This is a genomic window from Pseudomonas sp. H1_F01 (assembly GCF_054681425.1).
Genome location: NZ_CP162823.1, coordinates 3,228,073 through 3,253,220, shown reverse-complemented (window position 1 = coordinate 3,253,220; position 25,148 = coordinate 3,228,073). Strand labels below are relative to the sequence as shown.

At 62.1% G+C, this 25,148-nt stretch carries 26 protein-coding genes; 15 read left to right on the top strand and 11 right to left on the bottom strand.

Going from position 1 to position 25,148, the window contains the following annotated elements; genetic code table 11:
* Nucleotides 1–55: 55 nt before the first annotated feature.
* The 4 genes from AB4O09_RS14960 to AB4O09_RS14945 all read right to left on the bottom strand — a co-directional run bounded on the left by AB4O09_RS14960 (nucleotide 56) and on the right by AB4O09_RS14945 (nucleotide 4,303).
* Entirely contained in the window at nucleotides 56–763 is a 708-nt protein-coding gene (locus AB4O09_RS14960) for a haloacid dehalogenase type II (protein WP_013693459.1), read from the bottom strand.
* A gap of 120 nt (nucleotides 764–883) precedes the next feature.
* On the bottom strand, nucleotides 884–2,332 hold the full coding sequence (locus tag AB4O09_RS14955; protein WP_003202255.1) for an APC family permease: 1,449 nt from the start codon (nucleotides 2,330–2,332) through the stop codon (nucleotides 884–886).
* Nucleotides 2,333–2,536: 204 nt separating this feature from the next.
* On the bottom strand, nucleotides 2,537–3,277 hold the full coding sequence (locus AB4O09_RS14950) for an IclR family transcriptional regulator (protein WP_003202258.1): 741 nt from the start codon (nucleotides 3,275–3,277) through the stop codon (nucleotides 2,537–2,539).
* Nucleotides 3,278–3,334: 57 nt separating this feature from the next.
* Nucleotides 3,335–4,303, bottom strand: coding sequence for a helix-turn-helix domain-containing protein (locus AB4O09_RS14945; protein WP_003202259.1), 969 nt, complete (start codon nucleotides 4,301–4,303; stop codon nucleotides 3,335–3,337).
* A 214-nt stretch (nucleotides 4,304–4,517) separates the two neighbouring features.
* On the opposite strand from AB4O09_RS14945, the gene AB4O09_RS14940 reads away from it, so the two are divergent.
* The 3 genes from AB4O09_RS14940 to AB4O09_RS14930 all read left to right on the top strand — a co-directional run bounded on the left by AB4O09_RS14940 (nucleotide 4,518) and on the right by AB4O09_RS14930 (nucleotide 8,061).
* Complete coding sequence (locus AB4O09_RS14940; RefSeq protein ID WP_003202261.1) at nucleotides 4,518–5,891, top strand: aspartate aminotransferase family protein; 1,374 nt, start codon at nucleotides 4,518–4,520, stop codon at nucleotides 5,889–5,891.
* 44 nt (nucleotides 5,892–5,935) lie between these two features.
* A complete protein-coding gene (locus AB4O09_RS14935) occupies nucleotides 5,936–7,390 on the top strand; it encodes an aldehyde dehydrogenase family protein (RefSeq protein WP_027911563.1) in 1,455 nt (484 codons plus the stop codon).
* A 107-nt stretch (nucleotides 7,391–7,497) separates the two neighbouring features.
* Nucleotides 7,498–8,061 carry a cytochrome b gene (locus AB4O09_RS14930; protein WP_027911564.1) on the top strand — a complete coding sequence of 188 codons (564 nt, stop codon included), beginning with the start codon at nucleotides 7,498–7,500 and terminating at the stop codon, nucleotides 8,059–8,061.
* Nucleotides 8,062–8,099: 38 nt separating this feature from the next.
* On the opposite strand, the gene AB4O09_RS14925 is transcribed toward AB4O09_RS14930, so the two are convergent.
* From AB4O09_RS14925 to AB4O09_RS14910, 4 genes are all read right to left on the bottom strand, one after another.
* A complete protein-coding gene (locus AB4O09_RS14925; protein WP_363809131.1) occupies nucleotides 8,100–9,602 on the bottom strand; it encodes an alpha/beta hydrolase domain-containing protein in 1,503 nt (500 codons plus the stop codon).
* Nucleotides 9,599–9,973, bottom strand: a complete 375-nt coding sequence (locus tag AB4O09_RS14920) for a DUF6152 family protein (protein ID WP_028236820.1) — start codon at nucleotides 9,971–9,973, stop codon at nucleotides 9,599–9,601. Before AB4O09_RS14920 ends, AB4O09_RS14925 begins: the two co-directional genes overlap by 4 nt.
* Nucleotides 9,970–10,854 carry a hypothetical protein gene (locus AB4O09_RS14915; RefSeq protein ID WP_460108383.1) on the bottom strand — a complete coding sequence of 295 codons (885 nt, stop codon included), beginning with the start codon at nucleotides 10,852–10,854 and terminating at the stop codon, nucleotides 9,970–9,972. The genes AB4O09_RS14920 and AB4O09_RS14915 overlap by 4 nt, the downstream gene beginning before the upstream one ends.
* Before the next feature lie 194 nt (nucleotides 10,855–11,048).
* On the bottom strand, nucleotides 11,049–12,386 hold the full coding sequence (locus AB4O09_RS14910) for an alginate export family protein (RefSeq protein ID WP_038858669.1): 1,338 nt from the start codon (nucleotides 12,384–12,386) through the stop codon (nucleotides 11,049–11,051).
* 236 nt (nucleotides 12,387–12,622) lie between these two features.
* On the opposite strand from AB4O09_RS14910, the gene AB4O09_RS14905 reads away from it, so the two are divergent.
* The 12 genes from AB4O09_RS14905 (at nucleotide 12,623) to AB4O09_RS14850 (ending at nucleotide 21,859) form a co-directional block, all read left to right on the top strand.
* Nucleotides 12,623–13,006: a DUF6152 family protein gene (locus tag AB4O09_RS14905; RefSeq protein WP_027911569.1), complete on the top strand. Its 384-nt coding sequence runs from the start codon at nucleotides 12,623–12,625 to the stop codon at nucleotides 13,004–13,006.
* A gap of 76 nt (nucleotides 13,007–13,082) precedes the next feature.
* The gene (locus AB4O09_RS14900) at nucleotides 13,083–13,847 is read left to right on the top strand and encodes a hypothetical protein (protein ID WP_027911570.1); all 765 of its coding nucleotides are present in this window, start codon (nucleotides 13,083–13,085) and stop codon (nucleotides 13,845–13,847) included.
* A 46-nt stretch (nucleotides 13,848–13,893) separates the two neighbouring features.
* Complete coding sequence (locus AB4O09_RS14895) at nucleotides 13,894–15,390, top strand: alpha/beta hydrolase domain-containing protein (protein ID WP_223524481.1); 1,497 nt, start codon at nucleotides 13,894–13,896, stop codon at nucleotides 15,388–15,390.
* 21 nt (nucleotides 15,391–15,411) lie between these two features.
* Nucleotides 15,412–15,894: a DUF6644 family protein gene (locus AB4O09_RS14890; protein ID WP_038858667.1), complete on the top strand. Its 483-nt coding sequence runs from the start codon at nucleotides 15,412–15,414 to the stop codon at nucleotides 15,892–15,894.
* Nucleotides 15,895–15,934: 40 nt separating this feature from the next.
* Nucleotides 15,935–16,423 carry a DUF6644 family protein gene (locus tag AB4O09_RS14885; protein WP_027911573.1) on the top strand — a complete coding sequence of 163 codons (489 nt, stop codon included), beginning with the start codon at nucleotides 15,935–15,937 and terminating at the stop codon, nucleotides 16,421–16,423.
* Nucleotides 16,423–17,163 carry a DUF6162 family protein gene (locus tag AB4O09_RS14880; protein ID WP_028236816.1) on the top strand — a complete coding sequence of 247 codons (741 nt, stop codon included), beginning with the start codon at nucleotides 16,423–16,425 and terminating at the stop codon, nucleotides 17,161–17,163. Before AB4O09_RS14885 ends, AB4O09_RS14880 begins: the two co-directional genes overlap by 1 nt.
* Complete coding sequence (locus tag AB4O09_RS14875; RefSeq protein ID WP_027911575.1) at nucleotides 17,160–18,092, top strand: metal ABC transporter solute-binding protein, Zn/Mn family; 933 nt, start codon at nucleotides 17,160–17,162, stop codon at nucleotides 18,090–18,092. The genes AB4O09_RS14880 and AB4O09_RS14875 overlap by 4 nt, the downstream gene beginning before the upstream one ends.
* 14 nt (nucleotides 18,093–18,106) lie before the next feature.
* Nucleotides 18,107–18,787 (top strand): metal ABC transporter ATP-binding protein, encoded by a 681-nt coding sequence (locus AB4O09_RS14870; protein WP_223524484.1) that lies wholly within the window; start codon nucleotides 18,107–18,109, stop codon nucleotides 18,785–18,787.
* The gene (locus tag AB4O09_RS14865; RefSeq protein WP_028236814.1) at nucleotides 18,784–19,689 is read left to right on the top strand and encodes a metal ABC transporter permease; all 906 of its coding nucleotides are present in this window, start codon (nucleotides 18,784–18,786) and stop codon (nucleotides 19,687–19,689) included. Before AB4O09_RS14870 ends, AB4O09_RS14865 begins: the two co-directional genes overlap by 4 nt.
* Nucleotides 19,686–20,681, top strand: a complete 996-nt coding sequence (locus AB4O09_RS14860) for a metal ABC transporter substrate-binding protein (RefSeq protein ID WP_223524490.1) — start codon at nucleotides 19,686–19,688, stop codon at nucleotides 20,679–20,681. The genes AB4O09_RS14865 and AB4O09_RS14860 overlap by 4 nt, the downstream gene beginning before the upstream one ends.
* A 22-nt stretch (nucleotides 20,682–20,703) precedes the next feature.
* Entirely contained in the window at nucleotides 20,704–21,027 is a 324-nt protein-coding gene (locus tag AB4O09_RS14855) for a hypothetical protein (protein ID WP_028236812.1), read from the top strand.
* Between the two features lie 7 nt (nucleotides 21,028–21,034).
* The gene (locus tag AB4O09_RS14850) at nucleotides 21,035–21,859 is read left to right on the top strand and encodes a DUF4198 domain-containing protein (RefSeq protein ID WP_027911580.1); all 825 of its coding nucleotides are present in this window, start codon (nucleotides 21,035–21,037) and stop codon (nucleotides 21,857–21,859) included.
* Between the two features lie 138 nt (nucleotides 21,860–21,997).
* On the opposite strand, the gene acuI is transcribed toward AB4O09_RS14850, so the two are convergent.
* From acuI to fabF, 3 genes are all read right to left on the bottom strand, one after another.
* Nucleotides 21,998–22,984: an acrylyl-CoA reductase (NADPH) gene (acuI, locus tag AB4O09_RS14845; RefSeq protein ID WP_038858665.1), complete on the bottom strand. Its 987-nt coding sequence runs from the start codon at nucleotides 22,982–22,984 to the stop codon at nucleotides 21,998–22,000.
* Nucleotides 22,985–23,068: 84 nt separating this feature from the next.
* On the bottom strand, nucleotides 23,069–23,296 hold the full coding sequence (locus AB4O09_RS14840) for a Rossmann-fold NAD(P)-binding domain-containing protein (RefSeq protein ID WP_371916706.1): 228 nt from the start codon (nucleotides 23,294–23,296) through the stop codon (nucleotides 23,069–23,071).
* Between the two features lie 523 nt (nucleotides 23,297–23,819).
* Complete coding sequence (gene fabF / locus AB4O09_RS14835; RefSeq protein WP_003202274.1) at nucleotides 23,820–25,112, bottom strand: beta-ketoacyl-ACP synthase II; 1,293 nt, start codon at nucleotides 25,110–25,112, stop codon at nucleotides 23,820–23,822.
* Between the last annotated feature and the right edge of the window lie 36 nt (nucleotides 25,113–25,148).

The following is a 25,148-nucleotide window of genomic DNA, read 5'->3' as shown; positions in this document are numbered from 1 at the left end:
GCATCCGGGCTCAAACGCACTGTTCCCGATTCCACCTGAACAGCCCCTCAAGCAGCTAGAGCTTATGTTCAAGATCGATGAAACTATCCGCCTGCCAATCCCAATCCTGGGCGTCGGCGGCATCGGGTGCAGGCGCTCCGCCATATTCCATGGGCCGGTCGATATAGGCCGTCATCAGCCCGCAATCCCTGGCTGCCGCGAGATCGCTGTGGTGGCAGGCCACCAGGCAGAGTTCATTGGGTTTGAGATCCAGCGCCCTTGCCGTGGACAGGTAGGCGGCAGGATCCGGTTTGTAGGTTTGCGAGAACTCCGCCCCCAGTAGCGCGTCCCACTGCAAACCGTTGTAGCGGTTCATGGCGATCATCAAGGCCACATTGGCATTGGACAAGGTCACCACCGCAAAGCGTCGGCGCAGCAGGGCCAGGCCCTCGGCCACGTCAGGCCACGGGTCCAGGCGACGCCAGGCATGGGCAAGCGTGTGCAATGCCTCGGGGGCAAGCTGGTCGACTTCCAGGCCGTAAGTCGTCAACAACTGGACCAGCGTCTCGTAGTGCAATGTGTCCAGCACGACGAAGCTTCCATGCCCCTTGATGCACTCGCGCAGCGCTGGCGCATACAACCGGCGCCATTGCATTGCAAATTCGGCGGGGCTGACCGTGGGCAGGTAGGTCGACACGAATGTACTCGCCTCACGTGCGATGCCTGAATGCCAGTCAACCACGGTACCGAACACATCGAATGCCAACGCTCGTGGAAGCGTCATCGCAAGACTCCTCTGCTATCTGCGGCCCAGCCTGGCACACAGACCGCTGGGGCACTGGAACGCAGGAATCAGTGAGCTTAGCTTTATCCTCGTCAAGCGCCATCGATACTGCGCAGGCGCCTATAGCTTGTGACTGCCTAACACCCGATACCGCTGCGGCGCTACTTTGCGCAGTCGCGCCGCGAGGAACACGCCAGCCAGCAGGGCTGCGGGAATGATGGCGCAGAGGCCGTACGACAAGGTCTTGCTCGCGCCCGTCAACACATCGAAATGCACCACCGCGATAAACAGGACCGTCAGTAGCGCAATGCAAGAGAACCCCGGGAAAATCCGCCCACGCCAGATCCCCAGCTTGAGCTCGGGGTGGCGCCGGGCAAAGGCCCATACTGCGGCGGACGTGAGCGCCATCAGCAAAATCACGCAAAGCGTCGCCAGGTTGGACAGCCAGGCGAACAGTTGCAGGATCGGATCGGCATCCATCGCGGCGAAAATCAGCACGACCACGGCGGAGATCAAGCTCTGCAGCGCCGAGCCCATGTGCGGGCTCTGATGGACGCGATGGGTGGTCCCCAACCGGCTGGGCAGCAAGCCGTCACGCCCGATGGCGTAGAAATAACGGGCCGCGGCATTGTGGAACGCCAGCAGCCCGGCGTAGATGCTGACCATGAACAGCACGCGGATGACCTGGGTCAGGTGCGGGCCGACAAAGTGATCGGACATGCCATAGATAAAGGTCGTCGGGTCCTGCAAGGCCTGAAGCGTGGAGACAATTTTGTCCGCCCCGACGCCAATCACCATCGACCAGACCGACAGTGCGTAGAACCCACCGATCAGCAAGACCGAACAGTAGGTGGCAATCGGGATCGTACGTTGCGGGTTCTTGGCCTCTTCGCCGTAGATGGTAGTGGCCTCGAAGCCGATGAACGCGGCGAAACAGAACAGCAGGCCGATCGACGGGGTGCCGCTGAACACGTGGCGGCCCGCAAACGCGTCGAGATTGATGCCACTGTCGCCGCCGGTCCTGAGAATGGCGAAGTCCAGGAGCAGGATCGCCAGATATTCGGCGATCACAATGACCGACAACACCCGCGCCGACAGGTCGATCTTGCGATAGCCGAGAATCGCAACGCTGGCCATCGCCATCAGCGAGTACGACCACCAGGGCAACACCAGGCCGAACACGCTTTCCATCGTGCCGCTGACCACCCCACCGAACATGCCATACAGGCCGACCTGGAGGATGTTGTAGGCAAACATCGCCAGCACTCCCGCCGCCCCACCGGCCAGGCCACCCAGGCCGCGCGAGGTGAACGCATAGAAGCCGCCGGCGTTGGTGACGTGCCGGGACATGGTCGTGTAGCCGACCGAGAACGCCAGTAACACCAGCAGGGCCAGGATCAGCAACGCCGGTGTGCCGGCACCGTTGCCCAGCATGATGCCAATGGGAAAGCCGCCGGCGATGACACTCAAGGGGCTCGCCGCCGAAACCACGAAGAAGATGATGAAGCCGACACCCAGGGCCCCACGCTTGAGCTCCGTGGAGCTGTTGACCGGGAGAGGTACACTCATGTTTTCTTGACCTTATTGTATGAGGCAGGCGTTGTAGGATCGATGCAGTCAACCGCTCACCGTCACCGGATGGCGTTATTGTTCTTGTCGCACGCTGGATTCGATCCTATGCCTCTCCCTGAACCTCCCACTATCCCAAATCGGTAACAAGAGACCTGTGCTCGGAAAAAACCGGACGGGTCATCATCCATCCCCCCTACCCCCTCATTGCAAGGCGATACGTGCCGTCAGTTCCGATGCCGCGCCGGTAACCAGGTCGCACAGGTAGCCCGGTTGAAACGCCCGAAACCGTTCACTGCGCCCGACCAGGGTCATGCTTCCAAGGACGCGCCGTTTTTCGTCGAAGATCGGCGCCGCAACGCCACTGCGTCCCGGGTGCAACTCGCTTTCGCTGATACAGTAGCCCTGCTTGCGGATGGCGAGCAGGCTCTTGGTGAACGGCTTCCACGCCAACCCCAGGTGCAACAATCCGGACGGGATCGCGTGAGCGTCATAGATGCGTCGGATCTGGCGCGGCAGCAGATACGCCAACACGACCCGCGAGGTGGCACTGTGGAAAAGGTCGATCGGGCGCCCCCTGTCGCCACCGACCGGGCCGACATCGGAACCCCGCTGGATCAGCACGTTGACCACTGAATCGCCATGCCACTCACTGACCAGCGCATCCAGGCCGGTATCGTCGACCAACCTGTCGACCAGGTCCCGGCTGCACGCCAGCAACGGATCGTAGTTCGCCATCTGATGTTCCAGCGTGACGATTCGAGGGCCGAGTGCGTAGCCGCGCGGCAACCGCTTCAAGAAACCCGCGTCGCCGAGCTCGCGCAGATAACGATAGGCGGTGGCAGGCGTGTAGCCGAGCTCCTGGCAAATGATGTCCACATCGATGACCGGCTGCTCAGGGCGAAACAAGTCGAAGACTCTGAGCAGGCGGCGAAGGCTATTCATCGTTTCTACATCCTTGTGAAATCAAGCCAGCCCGTGCGCAGTGCAGCAGGCAGATATTCAAGCAAGCACGCAACCGCTGATGGCAGCGCGCGCGGTTTGAGAGGGCAGTTCGGCGAACAGTTCCTGATATTCCGCGGCAAAATGGCTGAGGTGATAGAAACCCCATTGGGCGGCGGCATCGCCGATCGAAAGACGCGACGCCTGGGTGGTCATCAAGGTCCGGCGTACACCGTTGAGCCGCACGGAGCGCAAGTAATTGATCGGGGTCGTCTCGGCAACCGAGCGGAAACTGTTCTGCACGGTACGTCGACTCACCTGGAGTCGCTGGCACAACTCGTCGACGCTGGGCACGTTGTTCAGTTCCGCGGTCGCCAGGCGATGGCATTTCTCGACAATGAAGCTGCGCGTGGAGCTTGGCGAACGCTGCTGCTTGTCACAGGCCGGGTCAGTCATGAGTTGCAGCAACTCGTCGAGCATGGCCTGTTCAAATGCCAGCTCCCGGTCCTGCCCATTGTCGAGTTCTTCGTTCGAGAGCGCCTGGGAGAATGCAGCCAGCATCCGACGTCGAGCGTCAGCGTAGCGTTGCGGGGGGAGCCTGATCACTGGCTGGCGGAGTAACTGGCTGATTTCCTTGGCCGACGCGGTTTGCGCCAACGCCTGTTCGAACAATTCGCGTTCGAAGGTAATGGCTAGCAGCTCCATGCCCATCGGCATGTGGAACATGAACTCCTCACCGCCATGAAGAAAGAACAGGCTGCTCTCGTCCACCTCTCGACCCTGCATCCGAATCGAACCCGGGACGGTGATCGGCACGGCAAAGCACATCTTGCCTCGGGGGGCCACGCCATGCTGCACCACGCGCTGGTTGATCTGCTCGCGGAATACGTGGCAACGCCCCGTCGTCAACTGGATGAGCGAACTCTCGGCCGTACCGGCGGTTAGCTGGTTGTAGTCCTGATTCCACTCCTGGACGGTGGCGGCGTGGACGTGGATGTCACGAAAATGGCTGATGTTCTGATTTTTCATGATGACGAGAGCCTCGGCCAATATTCTTGTTCTTAGAATGCCTTGTTGCGCGATATTCTCACATTAAGAGAATTATGCAAATTCTCTTTGATCATGGCAGTGCTCTGGTGCTGACGCTCGAGGCGGCCCGCCCAATGTGCCGATTCGGGCTACCGGCCTGGAACGGGCCACGAGGATGATCGGGACACTGAAACCGACATCCTGAGAGACCGTCATGAGTGAAGCCAAACTAGAATCCCTCCATTTCGCCGATGCCCCGCGGATCAACACCGCCATTCCTGGCCCCAGGGCCACCGAGGCCCTGGCATTGTCGGCACGTACCGAGTCGATGGCTCGCGGCGGCGGACGCATGCCCGTCGCCATGGACCGGGCCTTCGGCGCGACCTTCAAGGACGCCGATGGCAACACCTACATCGACCTGTCCGCTGGCGTGGGCGTGAGCAGCGTAGGCCGCTGCCATCCGAAGGTGGTGCAGGCCATTCGCGAGCAATCCGAAGTGCTGATGCATGCCTTGGAAGTCAACAGCACCCGGCGCACCGAACTGGCCGCCAAGCTCTCCGAGATCGCACCCGACGGCTTGCGCGGCGACTGCATCACTTTCTTCACGCAAAGCGGCAGCGATGCGCTGGAGGCGGCGATCAAGTTCGCCAAACGCGTCACCGGACGGCACCAGATCATCGCCTTCCACGGCGGCTACCACGGCGTGTGGAACGCCTCCGGTGCGCTGACCACAGGCACGGCCTACCGCAAGGGCTATGGCGCCCAGATGGGCGGGGTCATTCATGCGCCCTACCCTTATGCCTACCGTTTCCCCTTCGACACCACGCACAAAAGCGCCGAGCAGATTGCCGGCGACTACGTGGATTACCTGCTGAACACCCCCTACACCGCCGCCGATGACGTGGCCGCCGTGATCGTCGAACCGGTGCAGGGCGAAGGCGGTTACGTGCCCCCCTCACCCGAGTTCCTGCAACTGTTGCGCAAGGCCTGCGACCGCAGCGGCGCGCTGCTGATCGTCGATGAAGTGCAGTCCGGCGCGGGGCGTACCGGCAAGATGTGGGCGGTCGAGCACTCGGGCGTGAAGCCCGACATGCTCACCTTCGGCAAGGGCATCGGCAGCGACCTGCCGATGGCGGGCCTGATCATGCGTTCAGACCTGGCAGCCAAGATTCCTGACGGATCGATGCCCAACACCTTCGCCGCCAACTCGTTGTCCGCAGCCGTGGCGCTGACCAACATCAGCATCCTCCAGGACCCGGAGCTCGATCTGCTCAACCGCGCCCACACGCTGGGGCTGCAAGCGCAGGAACGTATCCGTGGCTTCGACAGCCCGCTGGTCGGTGAAGTCCGTGGTCGCGGCCTGATGATCGGGATCGAGCTGGTCGAGGACCCGGTCACCAAGGCGCCACTGGCACCGGACAAGATCGGCCAACTCATGGGCTACCTGTTGAACCACGGGGTGCTGATGATTCCCTGCGGTCGCTACAGCAACGTGATGCGCGTCATGCCCTCGCTGACGATCTCGCGCGCGCTGTTCTTCAAGGCACTGGACATCTTTGGCGACGCCCTGGCCTCCCTCAAGGGATGAGGTGTGCATACCCCGACTACTCCACATCAATCAGGGACTGCAAAATGACTCAACACCTGAACCACTTCATCGAAGGCGCGTCCTTCGAGGCCTCCGACGGCCGTCGCATGACACTCGTCGACCCCGTGACAGAACAGATCTACGGCAGCTCCGCACGCGGCACCGTCGAGGACGTGGACCGTGCCGTAGCGGCGGCACTCACCCAACTTGAAGGTGGCGCCTGGAGCCAGCTCGACGGCGCCCAGCGTGGCCGGCTGTTGTCGAAGCTGGCGGACCTGGTGGAGCGCGACACCGACGTGCTGGCTGACCTGGACGCCAATGCCATCGGGCGCTCACCGATCGAGCCGCGCCGGCTGGACGTACCCAACGCCATCGCCAACCTGCGCGCCGCCGCCGGCTGGGCCAACCAGCTGGAGGGCCGCACCATTCCCACCGGCGGCTACTTCGGCACCAAGGCCCTCTCGTACACGATCCGGGAGCCGGTGGGCGTGGTTGGCGCCATCGTTCCCTGGAACTCGCCGCTGATGATCACAGTCTGGAAGCTCGCCGCTTTGCTGGCGGCCGGCTGCACCGTGGTCATCAAGCCTTCGGAAGAGACGCCACAGTCGACCCTGCACCTGGCGGCGCTGGCTCAGGAAGCGGGCTTCCCTGACGGCGTGATCAACGTGGTCACCGGCTACGGCAACGAGGTGGGACGCGCCTTGTGCGAGCACCCGCACGTCGCCAAGATCAGCTTCACCGGCAGCCCCGAGGCCGGACGCGAGATCCAGCGCACCGCCGGCGTGCTTTTCAAGCACGTGGCACTGGAGCTGGGCGGCAAAAGCCCACAGATTGTCTTCGACGACGCCTCGTTCGAGGACGCGCTGTTCGGCTGCTCGCTCGGCCTGTTCGCCAACCAGGGACAGATCTGCGCGGCTGGCTCGCGCATCCTGGTCCAACGCAACATCGCTGATCGCTTCGCCGCAGCGCTTGCCGATGCCGCGCGAGCCGTCAAGGTCGGTGACCCTCGGCAACCCGACGTACAGATGGGACCGGTGGCCAAGAAGGCGCAATTGGATCGCGTCAACCGTTACATCCAACTGGGCATAGACCAAGGTGCCACCCTGTTGGCCGGCGGCGTATCGAGCCCTGAACGGGGCTGGTTTGTCCGGCCGACGATCTTCGCCAATGCCAGCAATGACATGGCGATCGCCCGGGACGAGATCTTCGGCCCCGTCGGCACGGTGATCACGTTCGACAGCGAGGACGAGGCGATCGCACTGGCCAACGATTCCAACTACGGCCTGGCGGCCACGGTCTGGACAAGCGACCTGGTGCGAGCACACCGCGTCGCCGCAGCAGTCAAGGCCGGTGCCGTGGGCATCAACTGCTGGAGCCCGCTGGACGCCAACTTGCCCTGGGGCGGCGTCAAGTCCAGTGGCGTTGGCCGTGAAGGCGGATTTAGCGGCGCGTTGGCCTATACCGAAGAGAAAGTCATTACCGTATTGCTACCCAACTGAGAACAAAAAACCGCACTGACCGGACCACCCTCCAAGGCCCTGTGTCGTGGAGGGTGGCCGTCCAAAACGTGCATTTCGATGGCTTGATGATCGATGGAGAGACCGCGATGAATCCGGAAAATCAAACAATAATTGATCGGTATCCGACGTCCCTGCGTATGTTGCACTGGGTGCGCGCCGTGCTCATCGCCGGCCTCCTCTGGGCAGGCTGGCACATGACCGGGCTCGATGACGAAGTGGCGAGCAAATATGAGCTCTATTACCCATGGCACAAATCCTTTGGGGTGCTGGCGTTTCTGCTGGCCCTGATTCAGATCATCCTGCGCGTGCGCACCCCCAGGCTGCCGCAACCGCCGGAGACGCTGGCGCGCTACGAGAGAGTTTCTTCATGGCTTGCGCACCGCACCTTGTATGCACTGCTGGTGATTGTCCCGTTGATGGGCTATTCGATGTCGAGCACTTACACGATGAGTGACGGGGTGTTCTTTTTCGGGATAAACCTTCCGGAGCTCCTTGGGAAAAATGACGACTGGTTCGTCGTCTTCCAATGGCTGCATAAAGTGCTCGCCTACACCCTGCTCGGCCTGATCGTGGTGCATATTGTCGGCGCCCTCAAACACCGGTTCTTCGACCGGGACCCTCGAAGCGACGTCCTGCGCCGCATGCTGTGACTTGATGAGGCGTTGGCAAAAGATGCCAACGCCTTCACTCACGGCTCGGACCGCAGAGGCCCGGTAAAGTCCGCTGGCAAAGCGACTGGCTTGACGAATACCGCATCCTCCGTCAGCAAATAGCCTTCCTTGATCGCCTGTTGTTTGGCGGCCTCAAAACGACTCGCATAATTTGCATAGCTGCCGTACAACGCCTTCAGCCGCTGCGCGGAATATGGCACTTTCGTGTCGTAGGCTGAGCCGCAGCCGGTTTCCTGATCGGTCAGGTAGGTGGCGCTCGGCACCTTGATCCACGGCGGACGTACACCTCCCAGCAGGTTGCCGGTCTGCGAGTCGCGGGCAACGCTCTTCCCCTCGCGACCGACCCGTTCAGCCTTGGGCATCGGCACACCTTCGCGCACCCAGCGATCCATCGCGTCGAGGATCGCGGACACGACCGTCTCCACCGGCTCGTCATAGAGGGACTGGCATTGCGGATCGTTGCGCTTGTCGCCATCAGCCGGGTGCGGCTCCGTTCCGTCGGAGCCCTGATCGACAAGACGCAGGTGCGGCATGCCCGCGACCTCGTAGTAACGCAGCTTCGGTTGGTCCGTATCTGACGGTAGCGCGATCTCCTGACTGGCATCGTGCACCACCTCCGTCTGACTGTAGACCGTCACGAACGGAGCATCCATGGGGATTTTGCGCGGCACCCTGAGCACCTCGCCCCCCAAGTCGCCATATACAACGTGCCCCGTCATATAGGCGTCGATCAGCGGTTTGCCGTCCGGCATGCGCCACTGCTGGTGACGGCCCTGATCGAGATAATCGAGCCAGAGCTGCCCATTGATTGCCCAGGTATTGACATAGATGCGCTTGACGTCGAGCCCTTGTGTGGGACCGTTTTCAAGGTTTGACTTGAGCAGCAAAGCCAGTTGCGCAGCAATGCCCTGCGCCTGGGGCGGGTACTGATCGGGACCGCTGCCGCGTCGAAACCGGTCGCTGTCGTAGTAGCTGCCGAGCGGTGCGTAGCGCTTGTAGTCGTAGCGCCGCATGAAGTCCAGGTTCAAGTTACGGGGCTCGGGATCCCAATCCAGTGTCTTGGGGTCGTTCGCCGGGCGATTGATGCTGAGTGTATAGCCGGCGAAAGCGTAACCCTTGCGCATCAGGTAGTTGCGGGTGAGGATCCAGCCCGCGCCGCGTTCACCCATCCAACTGAACGGCTCCATCACGACTGTGCCGTTGAAGCGACCAGGATCCTTGGGTTTGCGGATAAGAAAACGCGTCACGTAGGGCGCGTCGAACAAGTGCTCGCCAGAAGCGGTGATCGCTGGCGCGAGCCCCAGCAGGTAGTACTCCTCCTCTACATACCCCAATCGTTCGAGGTCGACATACTCCGTGCCGCGCCTTGACGCGGACGCGAGAGGCAACCGGCCACTGGGAGGTACCGGGGAGATTTGTGGCATGGATGGCGTTTGCGCGACGACGGGCGTGCCCGTCGTCAGTACCAGCAAAGCCGCCATGGAAAGCCTGGGCAACCAAACCTCGCCCATGGGCTTCATTTCCAGACTCCAATAGTTTTCCCATTGGGCAATCGCAGCGCCTGAAGGGCTCCCCCCGTCTTCATCTCGTCCTTCATCGGCGCGAGCTGCAGGTCGACCTTGTCACCCGGTTTGAGCGTATTGGCCATCCAGCCCTGACGAATCAGGATATTCGGGCCGCCGGCCTCGATGGCCCAGGTCTCGCTCTTATCCCCGGCCGGCACATCGACGAACAACCAAACGTGAGGATTCTTAAACTGCACCTCACTCACTGTGCCGGCAATCGTGACGAGCTTCGACATGTCGAAGGCCGAGTAGGAGTGATGGGCAAAAACCACAGGTGCCGGCAAGCCCAGGAACGCCAAACTGAACAGCATGAATTTGAGATTCACTTCGTGTCTCCTTGATTATTATTGTCCGCTTGGTTCAGGCTCCGTCGCTCGGGAATCGTCGTGATTTCCGCGCCCGTCACGGGATCGATCGACTCGTTATTGCTGTCCTCGCAGACGAACTCCATGAACTCGCCCCCCTTGGGCGCACGGCGGAAAATCAGCGGCGCCCATTGCCATGGTTTGACCAGCGCATCCTGATCTTCGACCCTGCCGTCCACCTGCAGCAGGCCTTGGTCGTTGATGAAGATTCTCTCTTTGATGATCATGCGCGGACCGTGGCCGAGCGAGTCGTCGGCATGCCCATACTCGCCCAACGTGGTTTCCTGCCGGATGTTGGTCGTCTCGACGACCAACACATTTCCCTCCCAGCGTGCGACCGAATGACCCTCGAACGTCGGCGGCGCTTCCTCCGGATTGGGGTGGGCGCGCCCATCGAGGTAAATGCGACGAGTCTCACGCAGGAACTCTTGCGCCCAGTTGATTTGCGTCGGCGTCTGCATGATCTCTACCGCGTAGGGCCCGACCATGTTCGTTGGCATGCCCAGCACCTTGCACGAGGTCTTGAACTCGCTGCCCACTTTGGCGAGGGCTTCAGTGCGCTTCTTGGCGCTCTCGAGGTAGACACCCTTGAGTTCCGGCGTGGTGCCGAATGGAGGGCCGACATTGGTGTCGGGGTTATCGGCACCGGTGCTGTTGACGAGGGGGTCTACGGAACTCCCCACCGGCATCCACAATCCGCTGATGTCGGGCGGTGCAGCTTTCGGTTGGGCCGCGCTGGAGGTTGCACTGGGCGTTGCGGCGATGGCGAACGAGGGATTCGCTGCGGCGGCCAGGATGGCCAGCAGCGCGATGACTGCATGAGCAAGAGGGAGCATTTTCATAGGCATGACCTGCGTCTTTTTCTACACGTTGGTAGTGACTGACATCCCGAAACCGCCACCGTTGAAGTGCGTGACGGCCTGTGCCAGGCGCGTGGGTGTGGTTGATTCAAGGGGGACGATATGCAAGCACTCCGTTGGGGGAGACATCCCAAATCAGCATGCGCTCCACGGTGTTTGCCAGCGTGGATGGCAGCTCAGAAACTCACCCAGGCGATGAGTTGGAAGTAGGTGTTCGTCGACGCACTCCCGCTCTGGTTGCCACCGTTTCCAAGCCACTTATCGGGCTTGTAGAAGCCGACGAGGGGCGAGAGCGTGATGTTGTCCGTCACCATCCAATCGAGGAAAAAGTCGAACTCGCGTGCGCTGAAGTCCTGCTCCCCCCGCCGGGAAAGCTGGTGGTAGTCGAAGGCCATGGCGTTAAGCGTCAACTTATCGGTCGGCATGACCGAGAGCAGTACATCATTGATCTGCATATTCGAAGTCACTGAACCTGCGTAATTCACGCCGACTTCACCTTGGTAGCGTTTACGAAAACCGCCCTGGAACAGGAAGTCCCAGCCTTCGGAATAGCGCGTATAGCGATAGCTCACGGTCGGTTGCCATTTGACATCGGCGAAGGTGTAGCCCGCGTCGAAGAACATCGCCCGCTGCGATCCCGACCGCTTTTCCTGACGCGCCACTTCGAACGCGAAATCCGCATTCTCGATGCCGGCATTACCCTGGCCACGGATGCTGTAGATGTCCATGCCCTTGCGCTCCCCCCGATCGCCAAAGACGTATCGCTCTTCGACATCCAGGCCGCGCACGTACGTCGAACCGATCGAGCCGATGGGCGTCGTGTAGTCGACGGTAGCGGCCGCCACTTCAGTCTTGGACTGCCCGGGATTATCCGACTTCAACCAGATCAGGCTGCCGTGAAGGCCCTGAGTACCGCCCAGCTTCAGGACTGCCGTATTCCCGAACGCCAACCGCGGGCCGAGGTAAAAGGCACCGCCGCGATTGAATCGGCCATCCGCTACGCCCTCGATGGGGTTGAAAGCGTTCCCGGGGGCAAACCCATCATCGGTAATCAGGAAGCCGTCCACCGTAACGATCTGCCGGCCAAAAGAGAAATCAACGCCGTCCGTGCCCAAGGCCGGAATCAGATCCCCTGACTTCCAGCCCAGGTAGGCATCTTCCACAGCGGTTTCTCTCTCATTTCCCGCGGTGATCGCTCCCGCGTCCCCATCGCCCCATGTCCCCGTGCTGATCAGGCTGAACCCACCGTAGACCGAACCTGCACCGATCTTGTCCGTCGTACCGTTTACGCCGTACTTCACGAAGCCTTCTTGCCATCGCATCCTGCCGGGTTCCTTCTCAGGATTGGCGAGGTAGTTCTTTTCACTGCCGAACCAGCCAAACCCCGCCCAGAGGTCGGCATTCAGGACGGTTGCGCCATCGTCTTCGTTGTAGAACTCATAGGCCTGCGCCTGCGGCTCCAATGTGCAGAGTGCAACCAGCGAAAGTAATGGGGCGTAGTAGGGGGTGCGCATGACGTCTCTCCTGTTTTTAGATTTTATGAGGCGAGTCATGAGTGTTCCGATTCAGGTCGCCCATGCGGTAGCCCAAATCAGCATGTGCAAAGGGTTGGCCGCGCATTTCCTTGGTGCCATTTCTCCCCACCGAAAAACATGTCCAGAGACATGAGCGGTTGCCGTTTTGGGCTACGGCCTGCACAGGCGCCCCCCCTATGCTGGGCCACAAGAACGCATAAGAACGAGGTACCGTCATGACCCCATCACCGCCGTTACGTCAGGGGCTTTGCCTGCTGATCCTCGCCACCTGCAGTGCGCTGCCATCCCTGGCCACTGCCCACCATTCATTCGCGCTGTTCGACCAGACCAAGACGGTCACGGTCCAGGGCGTCGTCGAGCGCTTCGCCTGGACCAATCCGCACATCACGATTTACCTCGATACGCCCGGCCCGCCGGCCCAGCGCTTCAAGATCGAGACGGGCAGCGTCAACGCCTTGCAGCGCGCGGGTTGGAGCGCCGACTCGATCAAGGCTGGCGAGAGTGCCGAGGTGTCCTTCAGGCCGCTGAAAAACGGTGACCCGGGCGGACTGCTCGTGGAGATCAAGATCGGTGACGTCGTGCTCTCAGGCGGCGGATAGGCCAAGCCCCCTCCCCCAGTTTCATGGGCACCGAACCAAACCGAACCAAACCGGCCAGCAGCGTGGAGACGTTTCAATGAAACCGACACGAACCTTGAGCGCAGCAACGATTTTCCTCGGCGTCGTCCTCGTGACCGTCGCCGGGGTGTGCAACGCGGCATCGTCCAAAACCCAGAACAACGCACGTGCGGACATCAGCGGCACCTGGGAAAGAACCCCGGACGACTGGTTCGGTGAAAACCCGGACGATCCGGTGCACCCGGGCGGGCCGATGGACCTGAAGGAACCCTATGCCCGCCAATACGCCGAGCTGAAGAAGAAACAAGCCGTAGCGAACGAAGCCGGGACGCCTATAGCCACGACGAGCTCCAAGTGCCTGCCTGAGGGAATGCCGACGTTGATGGCGGCGCTTTTCCCGATCCAGATCATTCACGACGACAAGCAAGTGATTGTCCTCGGCGAGTACCTCCAGCAGGTGCGCCGGATTCTCCTGAACCAGGCATTGCCGCCCAAGGAGAAGCTCGACCCCAAGTACCAGGGGCATTCGCGCGGCCACTGGGAAGGCGACACGCTCGTGGTAGAGACACAACGCGTGCGAACGGACGTGACGTTCTATGACGTTCCCCACAGTGAGGAGATGAAGATCACTGAACGCATCAGGCTACGCGGGCCGGATCACCTGGAAGACCAGGTGGTGATCGAGGACCCGCAGGTGCTCAACACTCCGTATCGGTTCACGTTCGACTACAAGCGCTCCAACTACGCCATTCAAGAGTATGTCTGCGAGAACAACCAGATCGTCATCGACAGCGAAGGCAAGGCGTCCCTCAGCCGTGAGTGAAGCCCCTATCGACGCCCCCCTTGGAGATGAGCGGATGGAACGACCGATGACCCTCAGCCTCCTGCGGCCGACGCTGCAAGGCGCCCTGCTGTCGCTGATTCTCACCTCGAACACGTTCGCCGAGGTGCCCCGCATGCCCACGGCCATCGCCGTGCCGCCCTCCAGCGTGGCACCGCTGTCGTCGGCGAAACGTCCGGGCACCGAACACAGCGACCTCGACAAGTACGGCTACATCGAAGAGGAGTTTTACCTGCAAGGTGTCGCCCCAGCCATTACCGCCGCGGGCAAGACCCTCCTCGAGGCGCCTTACACCACGCGCATCCTGGTGCGTAAACCGGCGGACCCGGCGCGCTTCAACGGCACGGTGGTGATCGAGCCGTTCAGTTGGTTTGGCGAGCGCGGCGCTGGATGGATCCTGACCCGTGATTACTTGCTCCGGCGTGGCTACGCGTACGTCGGCTACACGCTGAACATGAACAAGCCGGCCGTCGATCCCAAGTTCATCTCGGACACCCCGGCCGCCGAAGCCGAGCAGATCGCCCAGTACGGACGGATCGTCAACTTCGAGTTCATGCGCCGCTTCGACTATGCACGCTATGCGCCGCTGGGCACCTATTACGATCCAGAGCGCTTTACCCGCGGTGAAGGCCCTGATCCGTTCGTTCCGCAGTCACAGGGGATCGCGGCGCAACTGGCGTTGCTGCTCAAGACCAATGCGGCGCAAGGACCGCTGGCAGGCCTCGACGTGCAGCGCGTGTACGTCAATAGCTGGGCCGTGACCGCACAAGTCTGGATGGACTACCTCGACCAGGGCCGCCACCAGCAATGGCGCATGCCCGACGAAAGGCCGCTGATCGATGCCTACATGACCGGGCGCATGGCCTATGGCGAGGTGGGTGGCGACGTCATTCGACTACCCCGGAAGATGCCCGGCGGCGTGCCGTTCGTGACCGTCTACAGCCAATCCGAACTGATGCACGACGTGATCGAAGGCATCGACTTGCCGCCAGACAGCGACAGCCCGCAGCTTCGCTACTACGAAGTGACTGGTATGCCGCACCTGCGGCTGGCCGACCTCGGTACGGAACATACCGAACTGTTTGCCGCCGACGTCGGCAAGGGCGACGACCCACGGTGCCGGACGCTGTACGACGAGCCGGCGGAATTGATCGTCTCGGCGCTCCTTGACGGCATGGACCAATGGGTGCGCGAGGGCAAGGCCATGCCGAAGGCGCCGCGGGTCGTGCGCGAGGGCAAGGCCGCCGTGCGCGACCCCGCCAGCGGCAACCTGCAAGGGGGCGTGCGTCCGCCGTGGATCCAGGTGCCCAGCGCGGCCTACCTCACGGACCAGGAGACCGGCTGCGGCCTGATCTATGACACCAAGGAGCCCTATTCCAAGGACGTGCTGCGCCAGCGCTACGGCAGCTTCAGTCACTACGAACAGGCATTCGAGGACGCCAAGCGCCTCTCGATCAAGCAAGGCTATCTCCTTCCGGAAGACGCAACGGGCCTGCGTCCGATCGCAAGACCACAAGACTTCTAACCCCATGCGGAAGCAAAGCAAATGTCATCAGAACTCATCATCGCCTGGATCTATGCATCACCGTTGAGCACCGCTATCAGGGACCTGTCCTGGGTCGTGCCGAGCATCCAGAGCGTTCATATCGTCGCCATCGCAGTGATCTTCGGCGCCGCCGTGATCTCTGATCTGCGCCTGGCCGGCGTGTTCGCCACCGACGAGCCCATGGCTGGCGTCGTGCGCCGCTATTTCCCGTGGATGCGCGCCGCGCTCATCGTCCTGCTCCTCACCGGGCTGGTCATGATCATCGGCGAGCCAGACCGCGTACTGGTCAACACGACGTTCTGGCTGAAGATGTTCCTGGTCGTCGCCGTGTTCACGCTGGCCTGGTCAATCCGGCGCCCATTGCTGCGTCCCGCCGCTCAAGCGCAAGGCGAGGACCAGAAGCCTCCCGTCAAGGCGCTGGCCTGGCTGTCGATCGCCCTGTGGTGCGGCGTGATCTTCTGCGGTCGCTGGATTGCCTACTGATCCCAGCGTTTTCAATGAACGTTTTTCTCAGGTATTCGCCATGGACATCCAATCGATACTGCAAGCCCTCGAGGACACCTCTGTCGCCGCCTACATCAGAGAGTCGGGCTCGTTTTTTCCAAACCTGGAGTCGGTGCATGTGATCGGCATCGCCCTTGTGTTCGGGACCATCGCCGTCGTCGACTTGCGCCTGCTTGGCGTCGCCTCCCATCGGCGAAGCGCGCTACGGCTGATCCAGGAACTGCTGCCATTCACCTGGGTCGCCTTCGCAGCCTGCGTGGTTACCGGCCTGCTCATGTTCACCTCCAATGCCACCACCTATGCGCAGAACAGCGTCTTCTGGTGGAAGATGGGCCTGTTGCTGCTGGCGGGCGTGAACATGGGGATATTCCACCTGGGCGCCTATCGCCGGATCGACGAATGGGACACGACCCTGCCGCCGCCCAACCAGGCCCGTATCGCTGGGTTCAGCTCGTTGACGCTGTGGGTGAGCGTGATCTGCCTTGGCCGCTGGATCGGATTCGTCTGATGGCTCGCCTGTCGCACACCTGCCCTAGCGATGACGCCAACGGCGCGATCCAGGTCGTGCGCCCGGCATCCAGCCGCTGGGAATCGCTGGCCCTGTTGCTTGCGGCCCTGGCAATCATCGCCTGCGTGACAGGCTATGTGCTGCTGCGCCCACAGCACGCCGGCCCACCGACACCCTTGAGTTGGCAGGTGCGCTCCTTCGATGGCCTGGGTGCGGTCGACCAGGCCATCCACAGCGCCCTGTTGCCCGCCGGTGAAGAAATCATCTGGAACAACAACGACACCGGCGGTTGGATCACGCTGGAGCAGGCTCAGAAGATCTTGCTGCCGCCGTTCTATCGAGACGCCTTCTGGAAAACCAATGGCGAGGTGCACTGGCAGTTGATTCTGCCTGGCACGCACCTGCCCCATGCCGGTTCCGTCGATGATCACGACGACGCCGACACCCCGCAAGCCCCGAGCCCCAGCGACGTATCACAAGCCACCCAGGGCCAGGGCGCCACGGTCTACTACGGCTCCGGCGGTCACGCGCCCGGCCAGAGCGCCTATCTGCTCGTCATTGGGCACGCCCATGCCGGCGTCATGTGGGCCAACCAGGCGACGATCTGGGTCCATCGCGACCCGAACGCGCCCTACCCCGGCATCGTCAAGCCTGAATCGCTGGTCGGCAGCGGTTGGCGCCAAGTCATCCCTTACAACGGTGCCAGCGAAGTCGAACGTGTAAAAGGAAACCAGCCATGACCGTTTCTACCAGACACCGCGCACTGTGGCGTCGTTGCCTTGCGCTGCTGGTGCTGATACCCGCCATCGCACTCGCTGGCCCGACTGCGCCCTTGGGCAAGAAGCTCAAGATCGGCGTCACCCTGCACCCGTACTACAGCTTCGTGGCGAATATCGTCGGCGATCGAGCCGAGGTCGTTGCGCTCATTCCGGCACAGGCGAACCCGCATAACTATCAGCCGCAGCCCGACGACATCACCCGCGCGATGACCCTCGATGCCCTGGTCGTCAACGGCATCGGCCACGACGAATGGGCCTTCCAGATCATCAAGGCCGCCGGCCGCGGGGCGACACTGCCGATCATCCAGGCCAATGCCTCGGTGGCCCTCATTCCCATCGGCGGCGACCAGGACGGCGCCAAGGTGGTCAATCCGCATACCTTCGTTTCCACCACGGCAGCGATACAACAAGTCTTCGAGATCACTCGCCGGTTGGGGGAGCTGGACCCGGGCAACGCTGCGGCGTATCGACAAAACGCCCTGGCCTATGCCGCGCGCATCCGGGCGCTAAGGGCCGGCTTCATGACCCGCTTCGCCGCGCTGGATTTGTCTTCGTTCCGCTGCGCGACCACCCATGCCGGCTACGACTACATGATGCAGGAGTTCGGCCTGTTCGTGAGCGCGGTGATCGAGCCCCGTCATGGCGTCGCGCCGACCGCGCGCCAGTTGGCCAACACCATCGACGCCATCAAGAAGGCCAATGTGAAGGTGTTGTTCGCCGAGAAAAATTTCTCCCTCGATCTCGCCAAGCCTATCGAAGCCGCCACCGGCGTGAAGGTCTTCTCGCTGTCTCACATCACCGGCGATACCTACAGCGCGGACGAATTCGAGGTGGCGATGCGCGAAAACCTCGAGACCTTGGCCGAAGCCGTTGAGTTCATGCAGCGATGAAGGAGACACCAGCGATGCGCGGTCCCGCCATAGTGTTCGATAACGTTTCCCTGCGACTGGGAGGCACGCAAGTGCTTGAAGACATCAGTTTTCGGGTGGAAGCCGGTGCGCTGCACTGCCTGGTCGGTCCGAACGGAGGCGGCAAGACTTCACTGGTGCGCGCACTGCTGGGCCAGATGCCGCATTCGGGAACGGTCCGCTTCGAGGGCGAGGTCACCACCCCCGTGGGCTATGTCCCGCAATTGCCGGACTTCGACCGCAACCTGCCGATGACGGTCAACGATCTCATGGCCCTTCTCGGTCAACGCCGGCCAGCCTTCCTGGGCTCCAACCGATCCGCCAAGGCGGCCAATGCCGAGGCCCTGTCGCGTACCGGCGTGGCCGGAATGGGCGCCAAACCCTTTGGCAGCCTGTCCGGTGGCCAGCGCCAGCGCGTGCTGCTGGCCCAGGCGATCAGCCCGGCGCCCTGGCTGTTGATCCTCGACGAACCAACCGCCGGCATCGACGAATCGGGCGTGCGGCTGGTGGAGGCGCTGGTGGCCGAGTTGCACGGCCGTGGCGTCACTATCCTGTGGATCAACCATGACCTGGAACAGGTCAGGCGCATCGCCCAATCGGTGACGGTTATCAACCGCAGAGTGCTGTTCCACGGCGCCCCCTACCAAGTCGCCTATTCACTGGAGGGGGGCCAATGAGCGCCCTGTACGACTTCATTCGCAACCACCTGCAGGCGCTCGCCTCGAGTGGCATCCTGCCGCAGCCGTTCGAGTACGAATTCGTAATCAATGCATTGCTCTGCGCAGTGCTCATCGGACCGCTGCTGGGCGTGCTGGGCTCGATGGTGATGATCAAGCGCATGGCGTTCTTCAGTCAGTCCGTCGGCAACGCGGCGATGACTGGCGTTGCCATTGGCGTGCTGATCGGCGAATCCTACACGTCCCCCTACTTCTCGATGTTCGGCTTTTGCTTGTTGTTCGCGCTGACACTGAAGTACACGCAGCACCGCACCACGCTGGCCAATGACACGCTGATCGGCGTGTTCCTGTCCATCTCGCTGGCGGTCGGTGCCTCGCTGTTGCTGTTCGTGTCGGCGAAGATCAACACCCACGTGATGGAAAGCGTGCTGTTCGGCTCCATCCTGGCGGTGGACCACACCGACATGAATGTGCTGCTTGGCGTCACGGCGATGTGTGCGCTGCTCGGACTGCCGCTGTACAACGGCATGCTGTTGGCCAGCCTCAATCCGAGCCTGGCACATGCCCGCGGCGTGCGTGTGCGAAGCGTCGAGTACCTGTTTGTGGTGCTGGTCACCCTGGTGACGGTCGCCTGCCTGAAAATCATCGGCGCCGTGCTCGTCGAAGCCCTTCTGCTCATACCGGCAGCGGCGGCACGCAACATCAGCCGTTCACTCCCGGGGCTGGTGGCGCGCGCCATCCTGATCGCGACCTTTTCCTGCGTGGTGGGCATCCTGGCGCCGATGCAGTTTCACATTCCCGTGCCAACGGGCGGCGCAATCGTGATAGTCGCCGCCCTGGTGTTTATCGCCACCACCGTCATGCGCGCTACCGCGTCCCGGTTCAGGGGGGCCAGCGTATGAACAGGCAATGGCTCTACAGGTCCTGGCTGACGATGCTGGCATTGCTGCTGGGCAGCCCGCTTTCGGCCATTGCCGACACTAGCCGGCAACAGGTGCTTGTCGCACTGCCTGCCGTGTATGCGCTCACCTCGGCACTCAGCGACGGCACCACCCTTGAGGTCGTCCGTGTTCCGGCAGACGCGGCCGTGCCCATGGAAAGCCAGGCCAACGCGCTGTCGCGCCTGGACGCCGCGGTATTCCAGCAGGCCGAAGCCGTGGTCACCCTCAGCAGTCTCTGGCGCGCGGATCCGCTGTATGCGGCGGCACGCCGGCAAAATCTGCGGATCGTCGAGATCGATGCCTCGCGCTCATGGGACACCATCAAGCCCGGCGTGGCCTCGACCCGCGCGCCATCGAACGACGTTCCCTGGGCCGCCGCGAGCGAGGCCGATGAGGGGCAATCCCCGTACGCCTGGCTCGGCCCCGTCAACGCCATGCGCATGTCGGCGCTGATCGCTGCCGACCTGGCACGCCTGGCCCCCACCGATGCGCCACGGATAGAGCGCAACCTCGCCGCGCTCGAAGGCCGCTTGCGCCGGCTCAAGGCAGACTACGGCGCCCGGTTGACGGCAGTGCCGGACCTGCGCGTGCTGTCGCTGGCCAATGAGTTCATCTACCTGTTCGGCGAATTCGGCGTCTTTGTCGACGGCTGGTTCGTCCAACAGGACATCGACTGGAGCGACGCTGACTGTGCCGCGCTGACCCAATACCTGCGCGAGCGTGACATCCGCGTAGTGGTCCACAAGTGGGCACCGGACGCCAGAATCGCCAAGGCCATCAAGGACGGGGGCGCGCGGCTGCTGATACTCGATACAGGCAACCCGGGAATGCTCGCCGACAAGGCCAACGGATACGAAGCACTCCTGGGTTCGAACCTGGAGGCCCTGCTGGCGGCCTTTGCTACGACTGGCAACGACAACACGAGGGGCGATGGTCAGTCGCCCTCCCAATGAACGATCTTGACGGCGAGACGTTATGAAATTCATAGGTTCAGCACTGCGGCTAGCGATGGCAGGCGCTCTGGCGTTCTGCCAGGCAACCTTCGCCCATGGCCCCGTCTTCGATTGCTACATCGAGGGCGATAACCAGGTGAAGTGCGAGGCGGGCTTCACCGATGGCAGCTCGGCCACCGGCAGAAAAATCCATGTCCAGGACCCGAGCAACAAAGTGTTGCTCGAAGGCGAGGTTGGCAAGGACAACACCTACATGTTCCAGCCCCCCGCCGGAAACTACTCCGTGGTGTTCCTCGGTGGCGCCGGCCATGAAATCACGATTCAGTCTTCCGACATTTCAAGGTGAAAGCGACATGACGTTCAAACGAAAACTGCTCCAGGCCCTTGCCGCTACGACACTCACTGGCTTGACCGGCGCGGCACAGGCCCATTTCCAGATGCTCTACCTCGAGGAAACGGCGCTGCAGCGCGCAGAAAAACTCGAGTTCGCCCTGGTGTTCACCCACCCCTTCTCCGGCGGCCCCACCATGGCCATGAATGAACCTCGCGCCTTCAGCCACAGCAGCTCCCATGGCGGAGAAAAAGTCGATCTGCGCAAATACTTGCGCCCCGTCGAGTGGCAGAGTCGCGACAACCGAACGACGGCCTATCGTGCCTCGATTCCACGGGAGTTGGTGCGCTCACTGGGCGATCACATCTTCGTCCTCGAACCCGAGCCCTACCTGGAGACCGAGGAAGATGTCTATATCCAACAGTTCGCCAAGCTCATCGTGAACGTCGGTGGAGTCCCCAGTAACTGGGCAGAACCACAAGGGTTGCCGGTGGAGATCCAGCCATTGAACAAGCCTTATGCAAACTGGACCGGCGGCGTGTTCCGCGCCGTGGTGCTGGCCGATGGCAAGCCTGTTCCGTTCGCCGAAGTCGAAATCGAATACGTCAACCATTCCGTTGATCTCGAGAAAAACGCCTTCGGCCAGCAAGACTATGTCACAGCCCCCCAAGCGTCATTCAAAGCCCAGAACACCTACGCGGACGCCCAAGGTATCGTGACCATCGGCCTGCCCCGGGCCGGCTGGTGGGGCATCGCCGCGCTCGACATCGGTGCGACGAAAACCTACAAGGGCAAACCCCTGTCGCAAGACGCGGTGCTGTGGGTGCAGGCCAGGGACATGAAGTGACCCGACGCCAAGGCTCATAGCGTTTTCATCCGCAGATGTTTACCAGTGAGCCTTTGCCCTGCCCTCACCGCTTACGGCGAACAAAAATGCCAGCGCCAGGGCAGCTCGCCAGGTAGCGGAACGCGCGAGAAGCGTTGCTCATGCATTCACGTCCACGACAGTGCGTCCGCGCACCTTGCCCTCCAGTACCCGAGCGGCAACGGTCGGCACCTCTGCCAGGCCAACCATCTGGGTGGTGCGGGTCAGCTTGCTCAAATCAAGGTCCTGGGCGAGTCGCGACCATGCCTGCAGGCGCACCGCTTGCGGAGCATTGACCGAATCGATACCGGCCAGGGTTACGTTACGCAGGATGAAAGGCAGCACCGAGCCAGGCAGATCCGCGCCCTGGGCCAGGCCGAAGGCAGCGACAACGCCGCGATATTGGGTTTGAGCCAAGGCATTGGCCAGGGTGTGGCTGCCCACCGAATCAATAACGCCAGCCCAGCGTTCCTTGGCAATCGGTGCGCCCGGCTGCGACAAGGTGTTGCGGTCGATGACCTGCGTCGCACCAAGGTCGCGCAGGTAGTCGCCTTCCTCTTGCCGTCCGGTCGAGGCGATCACTCGATAGCCCAGGCCCGACAGCAGTGCGATGGCCACCGAGCCGGCGCCGCCGCTGGCACCGGTGACCAGGATATCGCCTCGATCCGGGGTCAGCCCGCCATGCTCCAATGCCAGGACGCTGAGCATCGCCGTGTAGCCCGCGGTGCCGATGGCCATGGCCGCCTGGGTCGAGAATACTTCCGGGATTTTTACCAGCCAGTCACCGCTCACCCGCGCCTTCTGCGCAAAGCCGCCGTGGTGGGTCTGGCTCAGCCCCCAGCCGTTGACCAGCACACGGTCGCCGGCCTCGAACCCCGGATGACTGGACGTCTCGACGATACCGGCGAAGTCGATGCCCGGAATCAGCGGAAACTGGCGAATGACAGGTGAACGGCCACTGAGAGCCATGGCGTCCTTGTAGTTCACGGTCGAGAACTCGATCGCGACGGTAACGTCACCGGGCATCAGGTCCTCTTCCTTGAAGTCGACCAGATGGGTCGAAACCGCTTCGCCGGTTTTGGTCGTGAGCAGCGCCTTGAATGTCATTGTTCTTGTCCTGTTCGTTCAAACGGATCGTCATCGCTGCCCTGCAGATGCAACAGACACGGCAACGGGTATGGCCAGGCCGAGTCAGTGTGCCTGAGAAGGCCGTTTGGTTTCGAGTTGCAGCGCCCTGCGGATGCCCGTGTCCAGCAAGCGCGCCGGAGCAAAGCTGCGCATGAACTGCAACTGGCCGGCCGCTTTGCCTGCGGTATAGCGCAACTTCGGACGCTCGGCATGCGCGACCTGGAGTACCACTTCAGCCACCACGTCGGGGCCGTCGGCGGTCGCCATGGCCTGGTTCACCACTTTCGTCACTTTTGAATAATCGGTTCTGTTTCTGCGGCCATTTAAACTTTCGAAAAAAGCGCAAAAATTGCCTCACCAATGGTTATGGGTCAGTCACATGGCTGTTGGGCTTGCAGCCCTCTGCGCGAGCAAGCCCACAGGTTTTGCGGTGTACAGGGATTCTGTGTCTGCTGAAGATCCAATGTGGGAGCGAGCCTGCTCGCGATGGCGGTGTCATAGCCGATGAAGATGCTGGATGTGCTGGCCTCTTCGCGAGCAAGCTTTGCTCCCACAGGATGAATTCGGTCTTCACCAAGAACCAGGTCGGCTGTCAGGCCGCCTCGGGGTGGACGTTGATCTCGGGCGCCCCGTTAACCACGATGGCAATGCCGGAGTGAGGGCATGCCGAGCCTAGGCGAGGCACCGAGTGGTGGGGCAAAGCGTTTTTGCTTACTTTTGGCTGGTCCGGCTCCCGGCTCTTCCAAAAGTGAGCCGCCGTCAAGGCGGAACCCTAAGTAGCCGTTACCGCAGCAACGGATATACACACGCCCCCCTAAACCTCAGGCCCCCAACGACGAAACAACACGCTGGCATTGACCCCACCGAACCCAAATCCATTGGAAAGCGCATGGGTAATCGGCATCTTCCTGGCCTTCAGACCAACCAGATCAAGCCCCGCAGCAGCCTCGTCAGGATGAACCAGGTTCAGGGTAGGCGGGACAATCTGGTCCCGAAGCGCCAACACCGTAAAAATAGCCTCAATACCACCAGCCGCCCCCAGAAGATGCCCTGTGGCCGATTTGGTAGAGGTAATCGCCACACCGGAGTCCGTGCCGAACACCGAGCGAACGGCGGCCAGTTCCCCGCTATCGCCGACCTGGGTGGACGTCGCGTGAGCATTGATATGTTGCACATCCGAGGGGCTGACAGAAGCCTGGCGCAGCGCCTGTTCCATCGCACGCCGAGCGCCGTTGCCGTCTTCCGGCCCCGCCGTCAGGTGATAGGCATCGGCGCTGGTGCCATAACCCACCAGTTCCGCCAGGGGCTTGGCGCCACGTGCGAGAGCGTGCTCCAGCGACTCGATCACCAGCAATCCAGCGCCCTCGGCCATGACAAAGCCGTCGCGATCACGATCAAAGGGCCGCGAGGCCTCTTGCGGGCGCTCGGCAAAACCGGTGGACAGTGCGCGGGCGGCGGCAAAGCAACCCAGGGTCACGCGATCTATCGCCGCTTCCGTACCGCCGCATATGGCGATATCCGCTTCGCCGCTTCGGATGAGCCTGGCCGCGTCGCCAATGGCCTGAACCCCGGCCGCACAAGCGGTTACCGGCGCGCCCAGAGGTCCTTTGAAACCGTGCCGGATGGATACGTGCCCGGCCGCCATGTTGGCGAGAAAAGCCGGTGCCGTGAACGGCGACAATCGGCGCGGGCCACGCTCATCGGTGGTGCGTACGGCACCGGCAATCGCGCCAAAGCCACCCACGCCCGAGGCGATGAGGGTCGCCGTCCGCTCCTGGTCGTGGGCATCGGTCGGTTGCCAGCCAGCCTGTTGCAACGCTTCCTCGGCCGCCACCAGCGCGAACTCGATGAAGCGATCCATCTTCTTGCGATCCTTGGCCGGGATGATGCGTTCCGGGTCGTAACCGGCGATGGCGTCCTCCTCCAACGAAGGTACCTGGCCGCCCACGGCCACGCCAGTTCCCTCGGTAATATCGCCAGACAGGATGCGAATGCCGGAGCGCCCGGCCAGCAGGCGCTGCCAGACTTCTTCAACGCCACAGCCCAACGGGCCGACAATGCCCACGCCAGTGACGACGATGCGTTTTTGACCTTGGGAAGTCATCATTGAAACCTCTTCATATCTCAGTCGATGTTCACTAAA

Coding starts and splice junctions, on each gene's coding strand:
- AB4O09_RS14960 (WP_013693459.1), bottom strand. CDS start 763: ATGACGCTTCCACGAGCGTTGGCATTCGATGTGTTCGGTACCGTGGTT.
- AB4O09_RS14955 (WP_003202255.1), bottom strand. CDS start 2,332: ATGAGTGTACCTCTCCCGGTCAACAGCTCCACGGAGCTCAAGCGTGGG.
- AB4O09_RS14950 (WP_003202258.1), bottom strand. CDS start 3,277: ATGAATAGCCTTCGCCGCCTGCTCAGAGTCTTCGACTTGTTTCGCCCT.
- AB4O09_RS14945 (WP_003202259.1), bottom strand. CDS start 4,303: ATGAAAAATCAGAACATCAGCCATTTTCGTGACATCCACGTCCACGCC.
- AB4O09_RS14940 (WP_003202261.1), top strand. CDS start 4,518: ATGAGTGAAGCCAAACTAGAATCCCTCCATTTCGCCGATGCCCCGCGG.
- AB4O09_RS14935 (WP_027911563.1), top strand. CDS start 5,936: ATGACTCAACACCTGAACCACTTCATCGAAGGCGCGTCCTTCGAGGCC.
- AB4O09_RS14930 (WP_027911564.1), top strand. CDS start 7,498: ATGAATCCGGAAAATCAAACAATAATTGATCGGTATCCGACGTCCCTG.
- AB4O09_RS14925 (WP_363809131.1), bottom strand. CDS start 9,602: ATGAAGCCCATGGGCGAGGTTTGGTTGCCCAGGCTTTCCATGGCGGCT.
- AB4O09_RS14915 (WP_460108383.1), bottom strand. CDS start 10,854: ATGAAAATGCTCCCTCTTGCTCATGCAGTCATCGCGCTGCTGGCCATC.
- AB4O09_RS14910 (WP_038858669.1), bottom strand. CDS start 12,386: ATGCGCACCCCCTACTACGCCCCATTACTTTCGCTGGTTGCACTCTGC.
- AB4O09_RS14905 (WP_027911569.1), top strand. CDS start 12,623: ATGACCCCATCACCGCCGTTACGTCAGGGGCTTTGCCTGCTGATCCTC.
- AB4O09_RS14900 (WP_027911570.1), top strand. CDS start 13,083: ATGAAACCGACACGAACCTTGAGCGCAGCAACGATTTTCCTCGGCGTC.
- AB4O09_RS14895 (WP_223524481.1), top strand. CDS start 13,894: ATGACCCTCAGCCTCCTGCGGCCGACGCTGCAAGGCGCCCTGCTGTCG.
- AB4O09_RS14890 (WP_038858667.1), top strand. CDS start 15,412: ATGTCATCAGAACTCATCATCGCCTGGATCTATGCATCACCGTTGAGC.
- AB4O09_RS14885 (WP_027911573.1), top strand. CDS start 15,935: ATGGACATCCAATCGATACTGCAAGCCCTCGAGGACACCTCTGTCGCC.
- AB4O09_RS14880 (WP_028236816.1), top strand. CDS start 16,423: ATGGCTCGCCTGTCGCACACCTGCCCTAGCGATGACGCCAACGGCGCG.
- AB4O09_RS14875 (WP_027911575.1), top strand. CDS start 17,160: ATGACCGTTTCTACCAGACACCGCGCACTGTGGCGTCGTTGCCTTGCG.
- AB4O09_RS14870 (WP_223524484.1), top strand. CDS start 18,107: ATGCGCGGTCCCGCCATAGTGTTCGATAACGTTTCCCTGCGACTGGGA.
- AB4O09_RS14865 (WP_028236814.1), top strand. CDS start 18,784: ATGAGCGCCCTGTACGACTTCATTCGCAACCACCTGCAGGCGCTCGCC.
- AB4O09_RS14860 (WP_223524490.1), top strand. CDS start 19,686: ATGAACAGGCAATGGCTCTACAGGTCCTGGCTGACGATGCTGGCATTG.
- AB4O09_RS14855 (WP_028236812.1), top strand. CDS start 20,704: ATGAAATTCATAGGTTCAGCACTGCGGCTAGCGATGGCAGGCGCTCTG.
- AB4O09_RS14850 (WP_027911580.1), top strand. CDS start 21,035: ATGACGTTCAAACGAAAACTGCTCCAGGCCCTTGCCGCTACGACACTC.
- acuI (WP_038858665.1), bottom strand. CDS start 22,984: ATGACATTCAAGGCGCTGCTCACGACCAAAACCGGCGAAGCGGTTTCG.
- fabF (WP_003202274.1), bottom strand. CDS start 25,112: ATGATGACTTCCCAAGGTCAAAAACGCATCGTCGTCACTGGCGTGGGC.